This is a genomic window from Galbitalea sp. SE-J8, from assembly GCF_030345695.1.
Lineage (GTDB): Bacteria > Actinomycetota > Actinomycetes > Actinomycetales > Microbacteriaceae > JAUASV01.
The window spans coordinates 16026-30255 of record NZ_JAUASV010000017.1 but is presented as its reverse complement, the minus strand read 5'-3'; the positions used below and the strand labels follow the sequence as shown (position 1 = coordinate 30255).

The window sequence follows — 14230 nt, the reverse complement described above, 5'->3', positions numbered from 1 at the left end:
GCCGCTCACGCGCGTCCCCGCCGCGCGCGCATGAGCATCGCCTCGAGCGCGAGGGCGGGCGCGACGTTGCCCTCGATGCGCTCGCGCGCGGTGCCGATCGCGTCGAGGGTCTCGAGCGTGCGCTGCGGTGTCGCGAGTAGGGCGGCCTCGTCGAGTCGCGGCCGGATCGTGGCGTTGACGAGCCCCGAGTCGCCGACGCCGAGCTGCAGCAGGAGCACGTCGCGGTACAGCGAGAGCAGGTCGACGAGGATGCGGTCGATCCCGTCGCGCAGGCTGCGCGTCGCGCGGCGCTTCTGGTCCTCCTCGAGGACCTTCAGCTGGCCGCGCAGCGCGGCGGGCACCGTGCCGCCGGGCTCGACGCCGAGCGAGCGCAGTGCGCTCTCGCGCTCCTGGGCCTCGCGCTCCTGCGTGATCGCCTTCGCGTCGTCGCCCGCGATCTCCAGCAGCCGGGCGGCCGCCGCGACCGCCTGGGCGGTGGTGCGGATGCCGAGCGCCACCTCGAGCGTCTCGGCGCGGCGGGCGCGGGCCTCGTCGTTCGTCGCGAGGCGGTGCGCCATGCCGATGTGCGACTGCGCCTCGCGCGCGGCGATCGTCGCGGTCTCGAGCGGCACGCCGTCGCGCCGCGCGATGAGCGCCGCGACCTGGTCGACATCCGGAACCCGCAGCCGCACGGTGCGCACCCGCGAGCGGATCGTGGGCAGCAGGTCGGCGTCGCTCGGCGCGCACAGGATCCACACCGTGCGCGGCGGCGGCTCCTCGAGCGCCTTGAGCAGCACGTTCGACGTGCGCTCGGCCATGCGGTCGGCGTCCTCGATGATCATCACGCGGTACCGGCTGACCGCGGGCGAGAACTGCGAGGACTGCACGAGCCGACGCACCTCGTCGATCGTGATGACGACGCGTTCCGTCGTGAGCACCGCGAGGTCCGGATGCGTGCGCGCGTCGACCTGCGCCCGCGTCGCCTCGAGCGAGGCCGCGCTGCCGCCGGCGAGCAGCGCCGTCGCGAACGCGAACGCGAGGTTCGACCGCCCGGACCCCGGCGGGCCGGTGATGAGCCAGGAGTGCGTCATCGCCGACGGGTCGCCGGATGCCGCGGCCTTCACCGCAGCGATCGCGTCATCCTGTCCGGTGAGCTCGTCCCACAGGCCACCCGAGGCGGCGGCGGAGACGGACTCGGGCGAGGGCATGTCGGCGAGTCTAGGCAGTGCCGAGGACGCTCTCGACGCGCGCGCGGATGAGCCGAGCGATCTCGTCGGCCGGCAGCGTCGCGTCGACGACCAGGAAGCGGTCGGGCTCGCGCTCGGCGATGTCGAGGAACGCCTGCCGCACGCGAGCGTGGAAGTCGTCGCCGGCCGCCTCGAGCCGGTCGTACTGCGTGCGCTCGCCGAGTCGCTCGCGCCCGACCTCGGGCGGCAGGTCGAGCAGGATGCTGACGTCGGGCAGCAGTCCCTCGGCCGCCCACAGCGAGATGCCGCGCACCTCGCCCGGGTCGAGCACGCGACCGGCTCCCTGGTAGGCGACGGACGAGTCGAGGTAGCGGTCCTGGATGACGACCTCGCCACGCGCGAGGGCCGGGCGCACCTTCTCGGCGATGTGGTGGGCGCGGTCCGCGGCGTAGAGCAGCGCCTCGGCCCGCGGCGAGATGTCGCCGCGGCGGTGCAGCACGATGTTCCGCAGCTCGACGCCGAGGTCGGTGCCCCCGGGCTCGCGCGTCTCGACCACGGTGCGACCGGCATCCGTCAGCCACGCGCTCAGGCGCGCGCTCTGCGTGGTCTTGCCCGCGCCGTCGCCACCCTCGAGCGTGACGAAGAGTCCCGCCACCGCTACTTCTTCGCGGCCGGCTTGCGCGCGGTCGTCGTCTTGCGGGCGGTCGTGCGCTTGGGCGCCGGGCCCTTCGCGCGCTTGTCGGCGAGCAGCTGCACCGCACGGTCGTGGTCGATCTCCTCGATCGTCTCGCCGCGCGGGATCGTCACGTTCGTCGTGCCGTCGGTGATGTAGGCGCCGAACCGGCCGTCCTTGATCCTGATCGCCTTGCCGCTCGCCGGATCGGGCTGCTCGAACTCCTTGAGCGCGCTCGACGCGGCGCGGTTGCCGTACTTCGGCTGGGCGTAGATCTCGAGGGCGCCCGCGAGGTCGATCGTGAAGATCGCGTCCTCGCTCGGCAGCGAGCGCGAGTCGGTGCCGCGCTTCATGTACGCGCCGAAGCGTCCGTTCTGGGCGGTGATCTCCTCGCCCGACTCGGGATCGACGCCGACGACGCGCGGCAGGCTGAGCAGCTTGAGCGCCGTGTCGAGGTCGATGGTCGCGAGGTCCATGTCCTTGAACAGGGATGCGGTGCGCGGCTTCTCGGCGGGCGCCTTCTTCTTCGGCTTGACGAGCTTCACCTCGCCGGTCTTCTTGTCGAGTCTCTCGACGGGCGCGGCCTCCGGCTCCTCCGGGATGACCTCGGTGACGTACGGGCCGTACCGGCCGTCGCGCGCCGCGATCTCGCGACCGTTCTCCGGGTTCACGCCGATGATGCGGTCGCCGATGACGGGCGCCTCGATGAGCGCGCGGGCCGTCTCGGCGGTCAGCTCGTCGGGGGCCAGCTCCGCCGGGATGTTCACCCGGCGCGGCGACGCGCCCTGGGCGTCCCGGCCCTCGGCGGCGGGCGCCTCGAGATACGGGCCGTACTTGCCGATGCGCAGCGTGATCCCGTCGGCGATCCGCACGGAGTTGATCTCCCGCGCGTCGATCTCGCCGAGGTTCTCGATGACGTCGCGCAGGCCGCGGTGCTTCGTGTTGCCGAAGTAGAAGCCCGTGAGCCACTCCACCCGGTTCGCCTCGCCGCCCGCGATGCGGTCGAGGTCGTCCTCCATGCCGGCGGTGAAGTCGTACTGCACGAGCTCGGCGAAGTACTCCTCGAGCAGCCGGACGACGCTGAACGCGATCCAGTTCGGCACGAGCGACTGGCCGCGCGGCGTGACGTAGCCGCGGTCGATGATCGTCGAGATGATCGCGGCGTACGTCGACGGGCGCCCGATGCCGAGCTCCTCGAGCGTCTTGACGAGGCTCGCCTCGGTGTAGCGCGGCGGCGGGCTCGTCTCGTGGCCCTTCGCGTCGAGGTCGGCTACGACGAGCGGCTGCCCCTCGGTGAGCGGCGGCAGCTTCGCCTCGGCCGCGTCGGCGTTCGCCTCGCGCTCCTCGTCGCGGCCCTCCTCGTACGCGTTCAGGAAGCCGCGGAACGTGATCACGGTTCCGGATGCCGCGAACTCGGCGCGCGCGCCGGCATCCGTCGGGCCTGCGGCGATCGTGACGGTCGCGGTCGACCCCTTCGCGTCGGCCATCTGGCTCGCGACGGTGCGCTTCCAGATCAGGTCGTAGAGCTTCCAGTCGTTGCCGCGCAGCACGCCCTGCAGCTCGCTCGGCGTGCGGAACACGTCGCCCGAGGGGCGGATGGCCTCGTGCGCCTCCTGCGCGTTCTTCGACTTGCTCGCGTACACGCGGGGCTTGTCGGGCACCGTCTGCGCGCCGTAGAGCGCGGCAGCCTGCGAACGTGCGGCCTGCACCGCCTGCGACGACAGGTTGAGCGAGTCGGTGCGCATGTAGGTGATGTAGCCGTTCTCGTACAGCCCCTGCGCGACGCTCATCGTCTGGCGGGCGCTGAACCGCAGCTTGCGCGCGGCCTCCTGCTGCAGCGTCGAGGTGGAGAACGGCGCCGCGGGACGCCGCGTGTATGGCTTCGACTCGAGGCCGCTCACGACCACGTCGACGTCGGGCCGCTGCAGCGCCTCGGCGAGCGCGGTGGCCGCCGCCTCGTCGAGCGCGACCACGTCGCCCGTGATGGCGCCGGTGTCGTCGAAGTCGCGACCGGATGCCACGCGCTTGCCGTCGACGCGCGTGAGCCGCGCCTCGAAGCGCTGGCCGTCGGCGCTCGGCGCCAGCTGCGCGGTGATGTCCCAGTAGGAGGCGGTGACGAACGCGAGACGCTCCCGCTCACGGTCCACGACGAGCCGGGTCGCCGCGGACTGCACGCGTCCCGCGGACAGTCCCGGGCCGACCTTGCGCCACAGCACCGGGCTGACCTCGTAGCCGTACAGCCGGTCGAGGATGCGGCGGGTCTCCTGGGCGTCGACGAGAGCCTTGTCGAGCTCGCGCGGGTTGTCCTTCGCGGCGTTGATCGCGTCGCGGGTGATCTCGTGGAACACCATGCGCTTGACGGGCACCTTGGGCTTCAGCTCCTGCAGCAGGTGCCACGCGATGGCCTCGCCCTCGCGGTCCTCATCCGTTGCGAGGTAGAGCTCGTCGGCGCCCTTGAGCGCGCGCTTCAGGTCGGAGACGGTCTTCTTCTTCGCGTCGCTCACGACGTAGTACGGCTCGAAGTCGTTCTCGACGTCGACGCTGAACTTGCCGAGCGAGCCCTTCTTGAGCTCCGGCGGCAGGTTCTTCGGCTCGATGAGGTCGCGGATGTGGCCGACCGAGGCGAGCACCTCGTAGTCCGAGCCGAGGTACTGACCGATCGTCTTCGCCTTGGCAGGCGACTCGACGATGACCAGCTTCTTGGTGCCCGGCACGGGTGCTTCCTCTCCCCGGGCCCGGCGTGCGGGCCTCGATTCGGCGCGATGGCGCGCCCCCAGGGGGACAAGATACACACGTGCCGCCCGCCCGTGCTCACCGGCAGCTCCGAGCGAGGATCGCCTTACCGGGTGCCGGGCGGTCCCGCGGTCGCCGCGACGGCGACCGCGAGGCCCCCGATCGACGCGGTCGCGCGCACCGTCACGACGAGTCCGTCGACCACGCACGCGTCGAGCCGCGCACCGTTGCCGCGCGCCACGCTCTTCGCCGCGGTGCACGGCTCGCCGGCGATCGCGCCGGATGCGGCATCCGCTGCGGCGAGCGCCGAGGCGTCCGCCGTGGCCGCGATCCGGCTGCGCCCGGCGAGCACCGTATATAGAGGTACCGCGAGCGCCAGCAGGGCGACGGATGCCGCGACCACCCCGACCGCGAGAAGCGAGCCGGCGCCGCGCTCGGCGCTCGAACGCGGTCCGCGGTCGGGCGGCCGGCCTCCGGGCGGTCGGTCACCAGGCGGTCGCCTCGGCCCGGCCGCGGTCATCGCCCGCCGTCGAGGGCGCAGCTGCGCGCCGCGAGCCGCACGCGCAGCAGCGCGCCCGCCGCCGCGGAACGCGCGGACGCCGTCGCGCACACCAGGTCGCCGTCGTGCCCGATCGCGATCCGCGCCCCGGGCACCGCGGCGGCCGCACGGGCCGACGCCGACGCGCCGTCCTCCCCGCGCGCCGCGCCGCGCGCGGCGATCCCCGCGGCGTCCTGCAGGCGCACGGTGTCGCCGACGAGCTGCAGCCCGGCGAGGCAGCCGACGAGCAGCAGCACGACGGCCGGGAGCGCGGCGGCGAACTCGGCGGTCACGCCGCCGGCATCCGCTCGCCGCCCCTCCCGGCCGATCGTCCGCACGACTCAGCCGCCGTACGAGAGCGCGTTCTGCACGAGATCGGTGAGCAGGCCGCGCACCTGGTCGCTCTTCATGATCACGACGAGCAGCCCGGCGAAGCCGACCGCCGCCATGATCGTGATCGCGTACTCGGCCGTGGCCGCGCCCTCCTCGCGATCGCGCAGCTCGCGCAGTCGCATCCGCAGGTCTCTCATCGGTGTGTCCTCATTCCCTCGTGATGGTCGTCGGCGCGAGCGGGACCAGGATGCGCGCCCGCACCGACGCCGCGGGACGCGATGTGGAAACCGGTCAGAAACTCCCGACTGTGGACGAGATGACGGCCGCGAGCAGCGGCACCACCCCGAGCGCGATGAACGCGGGCAGCACGCAGAGCCCGAGCGGCAGCATGAGCGTCACGCCGAGGGCGGCCGCGCGGCGCTCCGCCTCGGCGCCCGCCGAGCGCCGCGCCTCCTCGGCCTCGGCGCGCAGCAGCTCCGCCGCGGGAACGCCCGCGCGCTCGGACAGGGCGAGCACGTCGCCGACGACCGATGCGTCGTCGGCGATGCCCACGCGCTCGAGCGCTGCGTCGACGCGCGCGACCGCGGCGCTGAGCGCCCCGCCGCCCGAGACGGCGATCGCGACGAGCTCGCAGCGCAGTCCGGGCGTCGCGTCGGCCGGACGCGCCCGCCGCACGAGCGCGCGCATCCACGCCCACGCCGCCACGAGCAGGCCGAGTCCGATCGCGAGGCAGGCCCACCCGAGCGGCGAGCCGACGAGGACGCCGAGCGTGTCGAAGCCGAGCACCACCCCGAACAGCACGCCGATCGCGGGCAGCACGAGCACGATGCGCGCCGTCGCGATCGGGCCGGCGAGCGCCGTCCGCACCTGCCGCTCGGTCTGCGCGAGGCCCCGCAGCGCCGCAGCGAACTGCCGCAGCGCGCCCGCGAGCGGCGCCCCGCTGTCGAGCGCGACCGACCAGGCCGCGGCGAGGCCGCGCAGCGCGCTGACGGACGCGGCGTCCGCTCCGGGCAGCCCGGTGAGCGCCGCGCTCACGTCGCCGCCGCGCGCGGCCACCGGAGCGACGGATGCCGCGGCCGGCCCGTCGAGGTGGCGCCACGCCGCGGCGGGCGGCACCCCCGCTGCGAGCAGCACGCTGAGCCGGTGCACCGTGCGGGCCAGATCGTCGAGGGCCGTGACCGGCTCCGCGGACCGGCCGCGGCGGCGGAGGCGGTCGACGAGCGACGGGCTCCCCCGGCGCGGCGACCGGCTCACGTGAGCTCGCCGATCGCGAGGCGGCCGCGGCCGTCGAGCTCGAGGCGGCCGGCCGCGACGAGCGATCGTCGGCCGCCGACGCGTTCGAGGTGCAGCACGGCGTCGATCGCGCTCACGGCCTGGCGCGCCACCGCGACGTCGCCGAGCCCCGCTATCGCGCCGAGCGCCTCGAGCCGCGCGGGCACGTCGGCGAGCGAGTTGGCGTGGATCGTGCCCGCGCCTCCGTCGTGTCCCGTGTTGAGCGCGGCGAGCAGCTCCCGCACCTCCGCACCGCGGCACTCGCCGAGCACGAGCCGGTCGGGCCGCATCCGCAGCGCCTCCCGCACGAGGCGCGCGAGACCGATCTCACCCGCCCCCTCGAGGTTCGCCTGCCGCGCTTCGAGGGACACGACGTGCGGGTGGTCGATGCGCAGCTCCCCGACGTCTTCGAGCACGACGATGCGCTCGGTGGGCGCCGCGCGAGCGAGCATCGCGGCGAGCATCGTCGTCTTGCCCGTTCCGCCGGCGCCGGAGATGAGCACGTTCGCGCGGCGGTCGACGAGCCGGCGCACGCGGTCGATCCCGACGGCGGCGAAGAAGCCCTGGGCGTCGAGGTCGGCGAGGGTGAGCCGCTCCAGGCGCGGCAGACGCACCGAGAGCAGCGGGCCCGAGGTCGACACGGGCGGCAGCACGGCGTGCACCCGGATGCCGTCGGCCAGTCGCGCGTCGACGGCCGGCGAGGCCTCGTCGATGTGTCGGCCGCCGAGGGCGAGCAGGCGAACGGCGAGCTCTCGCGCGTCGGACTGCTCGAGCGCGAGCTCGGCATCGTCCGCGCGCACGAGTCCCGCCCCGCGGTCGACCCAGACCTGCGCGCCGTTGACGAACACGTCCGTGACGGCGGGGTCGGCGATGACCGGCGCGAGCGGGCCGAACGCGTCACCCGCGCGCCGCACGGCGGGCGGGGCCGCGGCATCCGTGCCGGCCACGGGAGCGTCGGGCGCCCAGATCGAGCGGGCCGCGTCCGCGCGCGAAGCACCCGCCGGACCGCCCGGGGCAGCACCCGGCGAAGCGCCCGGGGGGCGGGCGACGAACCGGGGGCGATCGGCGGATGCGGTGTCGAGCATCCCGGCACGATAGGCAGCCCCGCGGGGGCGCTCGCCGCCCGTGGCCGAAGCCGGCGACCGGCACCCCGTGGGGAGGAGCGGAAGGCCGACGACGCGATTGAAGAAGCGGTTAAAGAGGGGCGGCGCCCGTTGGGGGGAACAGGCGCCGCCACGGCAGCGCAGATTGGGGGGAATCGATGCGCGCTGCCCGTCAAATATGGGAATTCGACGGCCTTCAGTGTACCTCGATGCTCGCGCGACGCAACGAAGAGCACAGCCGGTTCTGAGGGTCCGCACACGGGGCGCACACGGAGCACGGGGGGACGGCGCGCTCCCCCGCGCCCGGTGCGCGTCACACCCGCCCGAGCGTCCTAGGATCGGCATCGCCGGCACCGACACCGCGGTCGCCCGGCTCCCGCGCTCGAACGCCACGAGGATGACGATGTCCACCGATTCGATCGACAGCCTGCTCACCGAGAACCGCCGCTTCGCGCCCGATCCCGCGTTCGTCGCGGACGCCGTCGCCACGCCGGAGCTCTACCGCGAGGCGGCCGACGACCGCCTCGCGTTCTGGGAGCGCCAGGCACGCGAGCTGGTGAGCTGGCACGTGCCGTTCACCGAGGTGCTCGACTGGACGAACGCCCCCGTCGCCCGCTGGTTCGGCGACGGCCGGCTCAACGTCGCCTACAACTGCCTCGATCGTCACGTCGACGCGGGCAACGGCGACCGGGTCGCGTTCCACTGGGAGGGCGAGCCCGGCGACACCCGGACGATCACGTACGCCGAGCTCACCGCCGAGGTGAAGCGCGCGGCGAACGCGCTCGCGGCCCTCGGCGTCGGGCAGGGCGATCGCGTCGCCATCTACCTCCCGCTCGTGCCGGAGGCCGTCGTCGCGATGCTCGCGGTGGCGCGGCTGGGCGCCGTGCACTCGGTCGTGTTCGGCGGCTTCAGCGCCGAGAGCATCCGGTCCCGGGTCGACGACGCGCAGGCGAAGGTCGTCATCACGGCCGACGGCGGATGGCGCAAGGGCCGGGTCTTCCCGCTCAAGCCCGCCGTCGACGCAGCACTGGCGGGCGCGACATCCGTCACCGACGTGCTCGTGGTGCGCCGCGGCGAGAACGAGGTCGAGTGGGTTCACGGCCGCGACCACTGGTGGCACGACGCGCTCGACGCCGCGGACCCCGAGCACGAGGCGCAGGGCTTCGAGGCGGAGAACCCGCTGTTCATCCTGTACACGTCGGGCACCACGGGCAAGCCGAAGGGCATCCTGCACACCTCGGGCGGCTACCTCACCCAGGTCGCCTACACGCACAAGAACGTGTTCGACCTGCACCCGGAGACGGATGTGTTCTGGTGCACCGCCGACGTCGGCTGGATCACCGGCCACTCCTACGTCGTGTACGGTCCGCTCGCGAACGGCGCGACCCAGGTGCTCTACGAGGGCACGCCCGACACGCCGCACCCGGGCCGGTGGTGGGAGATCGTCGAGAAGTACGGCGTGTCGATCTTCTACTCGGCGCCCACGGCCATCCGCTCGGCCATGAAGCTCGGCCGGCAGATCCCGCAGGGCTTCGACCTGTCGAGCATCCGCCTGCTCGGCAGCGTGGGCGAGCCGATCAACCCCGAGGCGTGGATCTGGTACCGCGACATCATCGGCGCCGGGACCGCGCCCGTCGAGGACACCTGGTGGCAGACGGAGACGGGCGCGATCATGATCGCCGCGCTGCCCGGCATCACGACCCTCAAGCCGGGCAGCGCGCAGACCGCGCTGCCCGGCATCCGGGTCGACATCCTGGACGAGAACGGCGGTCGCGTCGCGCCGCCGCGGGGCGGCCTGCTCGCCGTGACCGAGCCGTGGCCGTCGATGCTGCGCGGCATCTGGGGCGACCACGCGCGCTTCGTCGAGACCTACTGGTCGAAGTTCAGCGACCCGGATGCCGGGCGCTGGATCTACTTCGCCGGCGACGGCGCGCACGTCGACGCCGACGGCGACATCACCCTGCTCGGCCGGGTCGACGACGTCATGAACGTCGCGGGTCACCGGCTCTCGACGCAGGAGATCGAGTCGGCGCTCGTCTCGCACCCGATCGTCGCCGAGGCCGCGGTCGTCGGCGCGAGCGACGAGATGAGCGGCCAGGCGGTGGTCGCCTACGCCATCGTGAAGGAGCGGCACCGCGCCGAGCACAGCGACGCCGAGTTCGAGACGGTGCTCAAGCAGCACGTCGCGAGCGAGATCGGGGCGATCGCCCGGCCGCGGCAGATCTACTTCGTCAGCGAACTGCCGAAGACGCGCAGCGGCAAGATCATGCGGCGCCTGCTCCGGGACGTGGCCGAGGGCCGTCCCATCGGCGACACCACGACCCTCGCCGATCCTGCGGTCATGAAGCTCATCGAAGACCTGAGCGGCTCGCCCGCGACGACCTCGATCACGACCACGGTTCCGACGCGAAAGACGTGACGCGCCGTCGGAATGGACGGGCTGCTCTCGCTGCCACGGCGTCTCCTCCACGCATGCACGTCGCGAGCGAGATCGGGGCGATCGCCCGAGCGCGGCAGATCCGCTTCGTCGGCGAACTGTCGAAGTCCCGCAGCGTCACGACGAGCATGACCAGCGACAGCCCTCGTCGGACACCGCGCGGATAACGATCGGCTGTGTCCCGGCCGTGGTCGAGTGGACTCCCGGATCCGGACGCGACTCGTCGCGTACGATTCCCGTCGTGCCTCGTAGCGACCGGTCCTCACGCCCCGGACGATCGACCGCGGCGGCGCGCACGCGTTCGGTCCGCCGGCGCGTCGGCGTGCCCGCCCTCGTGGCGATCGCGGTCGCGATCATCGCGGTGCCGGCACTCGTCGTCTCGACGGGGGTGGCATCCGCGTCGCTGCCGATCTTCTCCGACGATTCCGACGACTACGAGATCGGCGCCCAGCCGCAGCAGAACCGGATCGTGGCGTACGACGGCGACCGCGAGGTCACCATCGCGTGGGTCTACAGCCAGAACCGCCAGGAGATCTCCTGGAACGACGTGACCCCGGCGCTGAAGGACGCCGTGCTCGCCGCCGAGGACCATCGCTTCTACCAGCACGGCGCGATCGACCCGCAGGGTCTCGTGCGTGCGGTGCTGTCCACCGCATCCGGCGACACGCAGGGCGGATCGACGCTCACGCAGCAGCTCGTGAAGAACATCTGCATCGCCGACGCGTTCAAGAAGTACCCGAACTCCGGGCAGGACAAGGAGGAGTTCGCGAAGTACCGCGCCGCGGTGACCGCGTGCCAGGCGCAGTCGGTCGATCGCAAGCTCACCGAGATGAAGTCGGCCGTCGAGCTCGAGAAGAAGTACACGAAGAACGAGATCCTGCTCGCGTACCTCAACATCGCGAACTACGGCGGCACGGTGTACGGCATCCAGGCGGCGGCGCAGCGCTACTACGACAAGGACGCCAAGGACCTCAGCACCGCCGAGGCCGCGAGCCTCATCGCGACCGTGCAGACGCCGGACAAGCTGCGCCTCGACGAGAAGGCCAACTACGCGGCGAACACGAAGCGCCGCGACGTGATCCTCGACAACGAGCTCGCGTACGGCTACATCGACCGGGCCGAGCACGACAAGGCGAAGGCGATCGTGATCGGCAGCAAGAACGACTCGCTGAAGATCACCACGCCCCGCAACGGATGCGTCGCCGCGAACAAGTACGCGAAGCAGTTCTGCGACTACGTCGTCAAGAACGTGAAGAACTTCGCGATGCTCGGCAAGGACGCCGACGAGCGCGAGTACAACTGGCGGGTCGGCGGCTACACGCTCTACACGAGCCTGAACATCCCGCTGCAGAAGGTCGCGCAGAACGCGGTGCAGCAGTACGCGCCGGCGAACGAGACCCGGCTCGACCTCGGCGCCTCCGCCGTCACGGTCGAGACCGGCACCGGGCGCGTGCTCACGATGGCCCAGAACAAGACCTTCGACGACACGGGCACCGGCGACGACACGACGAGTGCCGTCAACTTCAACACCGACCGGGAATACGGCGGATCGAGCGGATTCCAGGTCGGCTCGACCTACAAGGTCTTCACCCTGCTCAACTGGCTCGAGCACGACCACGGGCTCGACGAGTACGTGAACGGAAACCCGCGCACGGTCGACCAGCACCTCTTCGTCGACACCTGCCCGTACCCGAAGAAGCTCGTGTCGAACCCGGACAGCGAGACGCCGTTCACCGGCACGTACCAGTTCCGCAACGACCCGGGCTCCGGCGGCGGCAACATCTCCGTGCGGTCCGCGACCGCCCGCTCGACGAACGGCGCGTTCATCTCGATGGCCCTCCAGCTCGACCTGTGCGACACGTCGAAGATCGCCACGTCTCTCGGCGTGCACCGCGCCGACGGCGACGAGCTGTGGAACAACCCGTCCTCGGTGCTCGGCGTCAACGAGATCGCCCCGCTGACGGTGGCCGCCGCGTACGCGGCGATCGCGAACGACGGCGTGTACTGCGCGCCGATCGTGCTCGACAAGGTCGTCGACCGCACGGGCGCCGACCTCGGCGGCCAGACCGCTGACTGCTCCCGTGGCATCCCGGAGCCGGTCGCGGTGGCCGCGCAGTCGGCGCTCAAGGGCGCCATGGCGGCCTATCCGTCGAACCCGCGCGACGGCACGCAGCTGATCGGCAAGACGGGCACGACGAACGACTCGAGGCAGACCTGGGTCACCGGCGCCTCGACGCGCGCCGCGACGACCGTCTGGTACGGCAACATCCAGGGCGATTTCCCGATCCGCACGTATTCCGGCGGGGGCACGTACGGCGGCAACCAGCGGCACCTCATCGAGCGCGCCATCCTCGCGAAGATGGACCAGCTCTACCCGGGTGGCGAGTTCCAGCAGCCGGAGCCGATCTACAACACCGGCGTCAAGGTGCCGGTGCCGAGCTACATCGGCATGACCGAGGCGAAGGCCGCAGCCAAGATCGTGGCCGATGGCTTCACGTACGACCCGAGCTCGGTGATGACGAAGACCGGCACCGAGCCCAAGGGCACCGTGATCGATCAGGCCCCGAAGGGCACCGGCTCGCCGCACGCGCTCATCACGCTCACGATCAGCGATGGAGCGGGCATCGAGGTCGAGGACTACACCGGCATGACCCAGGCCGACGCCCAGTCCGAGATCTCCTCCGCGGGGCTCACCGTGGGGGTCTACTGCGTCGCCTCGGGCGACACCACAGCGCAGGATGCCGATGGTGACGGCCTCATCGACGGCACGACCACGCCGGTCACCGTCGGCGAGCCCACGGGTACGGTCGTCGACCAGGCGCCCGACCCCGGAACCGTGAAGGCGAAGGACGGCCTCGTGCGCATCGGCGTCGCCCAGCCCACCTGTTAGCGACCAACCCGCTGGTCGAGGAGCCCGCGAGCACAGCGAGCCGGCGTCTCGAGACACGAACTCGCTACGCTCGTGCGCTCCTCAACCACCGGCGTGTGACGCCGGCGCTCCTCCTCCGGGCGCTCCGCCCAGCCCGGCTCCACCGCGGAAACCCTCCCCTCGATCACGGAAATGCAGGAGCACCCGAGCGTCACCGCAGAGACGCTCGCGTGATACCGGGGCGGGCTTCACGCGCGCCGCGCCACGCTCCTGCATTTCCGTGATGTCGGCGCTCGACCGTGGCCGCGTTCGACCGTGCGGCTGGTGGTTTCGAGACGCGAACTCGCTACGCTTGTGCGCTCCTCAACCAACGGAGGGCAGCGCAGCGCTCGTGCGCTCCTCAACCACCGGAGGGCGGGGACGGGCTACGCGAATTCGACGATCAGCTCCACCTCGACGGGCGAGTCCAGCGGCAGCACTGCGACGCCCACCGCGCTGCGCGCGTGCTTGCCCGCTTCGCCGAAGACCTCGCCGAGCAGCTCGGAGGCTCCGTTGATGACGCCCGGCTGGCCGGTGAACGACGGGTCGGATGCGACGAAGCCGACGACCTTGACGACGCGCGTGACCCGGTCGAGCGAGCCGATCGCATCCGCGACGGCCGCGAGCGCGTTGAGGGCCGCCGTGCGGGCGTAGGCCTTCGCGTCATCCGCTGCGACCTCGGCGCCGACCTTGCCGGTCGCGGGCAGCACGCCCGAGGCGAACGGCAGCTGACCGGCGGTGTAGACGAGCGAGCCGGTGACGACCGCTGGCAGGTACGCCCCGGCGGGCGCGGAGACTGCCGGCAGCTCGAGGCCGAGCTCGGCCAGCCGCTCGGCGACGCTCACTGAGCCCCCTCCGCACTCGACGCGACCGGACGCTTCAGATAGGCCACGAGGCCGCCCTCGGGACCGGTGACGATCTGCACGAGCTCCCAGCCCTGCGCGCCCCAGGTGTTCAGGATGGCCGTCGTGTTGTGGATCAGCAGGGGCGTGGTGACGTATTCCCAGGTGGTCATGTGGGCCGTTCTCGTGTCGGGCTCGCGCTCAGAGTGTCGCCGGGGGTGCTCG

General features: G+C 72.4%; 12 protein-coding genes. 2 read left to right on the top strand and 10 right to left on the bottom strand.

Annotation, left to right across the window (positions count from 1 at the left end; all coding sequences use genetic code 11):
* Nucleotides 1–5: 5 nt before the first annotated feature.
* From QT381_RS11355 to QT381_RS11320, 8 genes are all read right to left on the bottom strand, one after another.
* Entirely contained in the window at nucleotides 6–1187 is a 1182-nt protein-coding gene (locus QT381_RS11355; RefSeq protein WP_289249057.1) for a DNA polymerase III subunit delta', read from the bottom strand.
* A 10-nt stretch (nucleotides 1188–1197) separates the two neighbouring features.
* The gene (gene tmk / locus QT381_RS11350) at nucleotides 1198–1821 is read right to left on the bottom strand and encodes a dTMP kinase (RefSeq protein ID WP_289249056.1); all 624 of its coding nucleotides are present in this window, start codon (nucleotides 1819–1821) and stop codon (nucleotides 1198–1200) included.
* 2 nt (nucleotides 1822–1823) lie between these two features.
* On the bottom strand, nucleotides 1824–4553 hold the full coding sequence (gene topA, locus QT381_RS11345) for a type I DNA topoisomerase (RefSeq protein WP_289249055.1): 2730 nt from the start codon (nucleotides 4551–4553) through the stop codon (nucleotides 1824–1826).
* Between the two features lie 125 nt (nucleotides 4554–4678).
* The gene (locus QT381_RS11340; protein ID WP_289249054.1) at nucleotides 4679–4975 is read right to left on the bottom strand and encodes a helicase; all 297 of its coding nucleotides are present in this window, start codon (nucleotides 4973–4975) and stop codon (nucleotides 4679–4681) included.
* Nucleotides 4976–5088: 113 nt separating this feature from the next.
* Complete coding sequence (locus QT381_RS11335; RefSeq protein ID WP_289249053.1) at nucleotides 5089–5448, bottom strand: TadE family type IV pilus minor pilin; 360 nt, start codon at nucleotides 5446–5448, stop codon at nucleotides 5089–5091.
* 3 nt (nucleotides 5449–5451) lie between these two features.
* Nucleotides 5452–5640: a DUF4244 domain-containing protein gene (locus QT381_RS11330; protein WP_289249052.1), complete on the bottom strand. Its 189-nt coding sequence runs from the start codon at nucleotides 5638–5640 to the stop codon at nucleotides 5452–5454.
* A gap of 94 nt (nucleotides 5641–5734) precedes the next feature.
* Nucleotides 5735–6697: a type II secretion system F family protein gene (locus QT381_RS11325; RefSeq protein WP_289249051.1), complete on the bottom strand. Its 963-nt coding sequence runs from the start codon at nucleotides 6695–6697 to the stop codon at nucleotides 5735–5737.
* Complete coding sequence (locus QT381_RS11320) at nucleotides 6694–7800, bottom strand: TadA family conjugal transfer-associated ATPase (protein WP_289249050.1); 1107 nt, start codon at nucleotides 7798–7800, stop codon at nucleotides 6694–6696. The genes QT381_RS11325 and QT381_RS11320 overlap by 4 nt, the downstream gene beginning before the upstream one ends.
* Nucleotides 7801–8221: 421 nt before the next feature.
* Between QT381_RS11320 and acs the strand changes: the two genes are divergently transcribed.
* Together acs and QT381_RS11310 are read left to right on the top strand one after the other, a co-directional pair.
* A complete protein-coding gene (gene acs, locus QT381_RS11315) occupies nucleotides 8222–10237 on the top strand; it encodes an acetate--CoA ligase (RefSeq protein ID WP_289249049.1) in 2016 nt (671 codons plus the stop codon).
* Between the two features lie 259 nt (nucleotides 10238–10496).
* Nucleotides 10497–13145 (top strand): transglycosylase domain-containing protein, encoded by a 2649-nt coding sequence (locus tag QT381_RS11310; protein WP_289249048.1) that lies wholly within the window; start codon nucleotides 10497–10499, stop codon nucleotides 13143–13145.
* A 404-nt stretch (nucleotides 13146–13549) separates the two neighbouring features.
* Here QT381_RS11310 and QT381_RS11305 read toward each other — a convergent pair whose 3' ends face one another.
* Entirely contained in the window at nucleotides 13550–14008 is a 459-nt protein-coding gene (locus QT381_RS11305; RefSeq protein WP_289249047.1) for a RidA family protein, read from the bottom strand.
* Nucleotides 14005–14178, bottom strand: a complete 174-nt coding sequence (gene sp36 / locus QT381_RS11300) for a Sp36 family protein (RefSeq protein ID WP_289249046.1) — start codon at nucleotides 14176–14178, stop codon at nucleotides 14005–14007. Before sp36 ends, QT381_RS11305 begins: the two co-directional genes overlap by 4 nt.
* Nucleotides 14179–14230 lie beyond the last annotated feature (52 nt).

Excerpts from the sequence above, each read along its gene's own strand:
- QT381_RS11330 (WP_289249052.1), bottom strand. The coding sequence starts at position 5,640 with ATGAGAGACCTGCGGATGCGACTGCGCGAGCTGCGCGATCGCGAGGAG.
- QT381_RS11320 (WP_289249050.1), bottom strand. The coding sequence starts at position 7,800 with ATGCTCGACACCGCATCCGCCGATCGCCCCCGGTTCGTCGCCCGCCCC.
- QT381_RS11355 (WP_289249057.1), bottom strand. The coding sequence starts at position 1,187 with ATGCCCTCGCCCGAGTCCGTCTCCGCCGCCGCCTCGGGTGGCCTGTGG.
- sp36 (WP_289249046.1), bottom strand. The coding sequence starts at position 14,178 with ATGACCACCTGGGAATACGTCACCACGCCCCTGCTGATCCACAACACG.
- acs (WP_289249049.1), top strand. The coding sequence starts at position 8,222 with ATGTCCACCGATTCGATCGACAGCCTGCTCACCGAGAACCGCCGCTTC.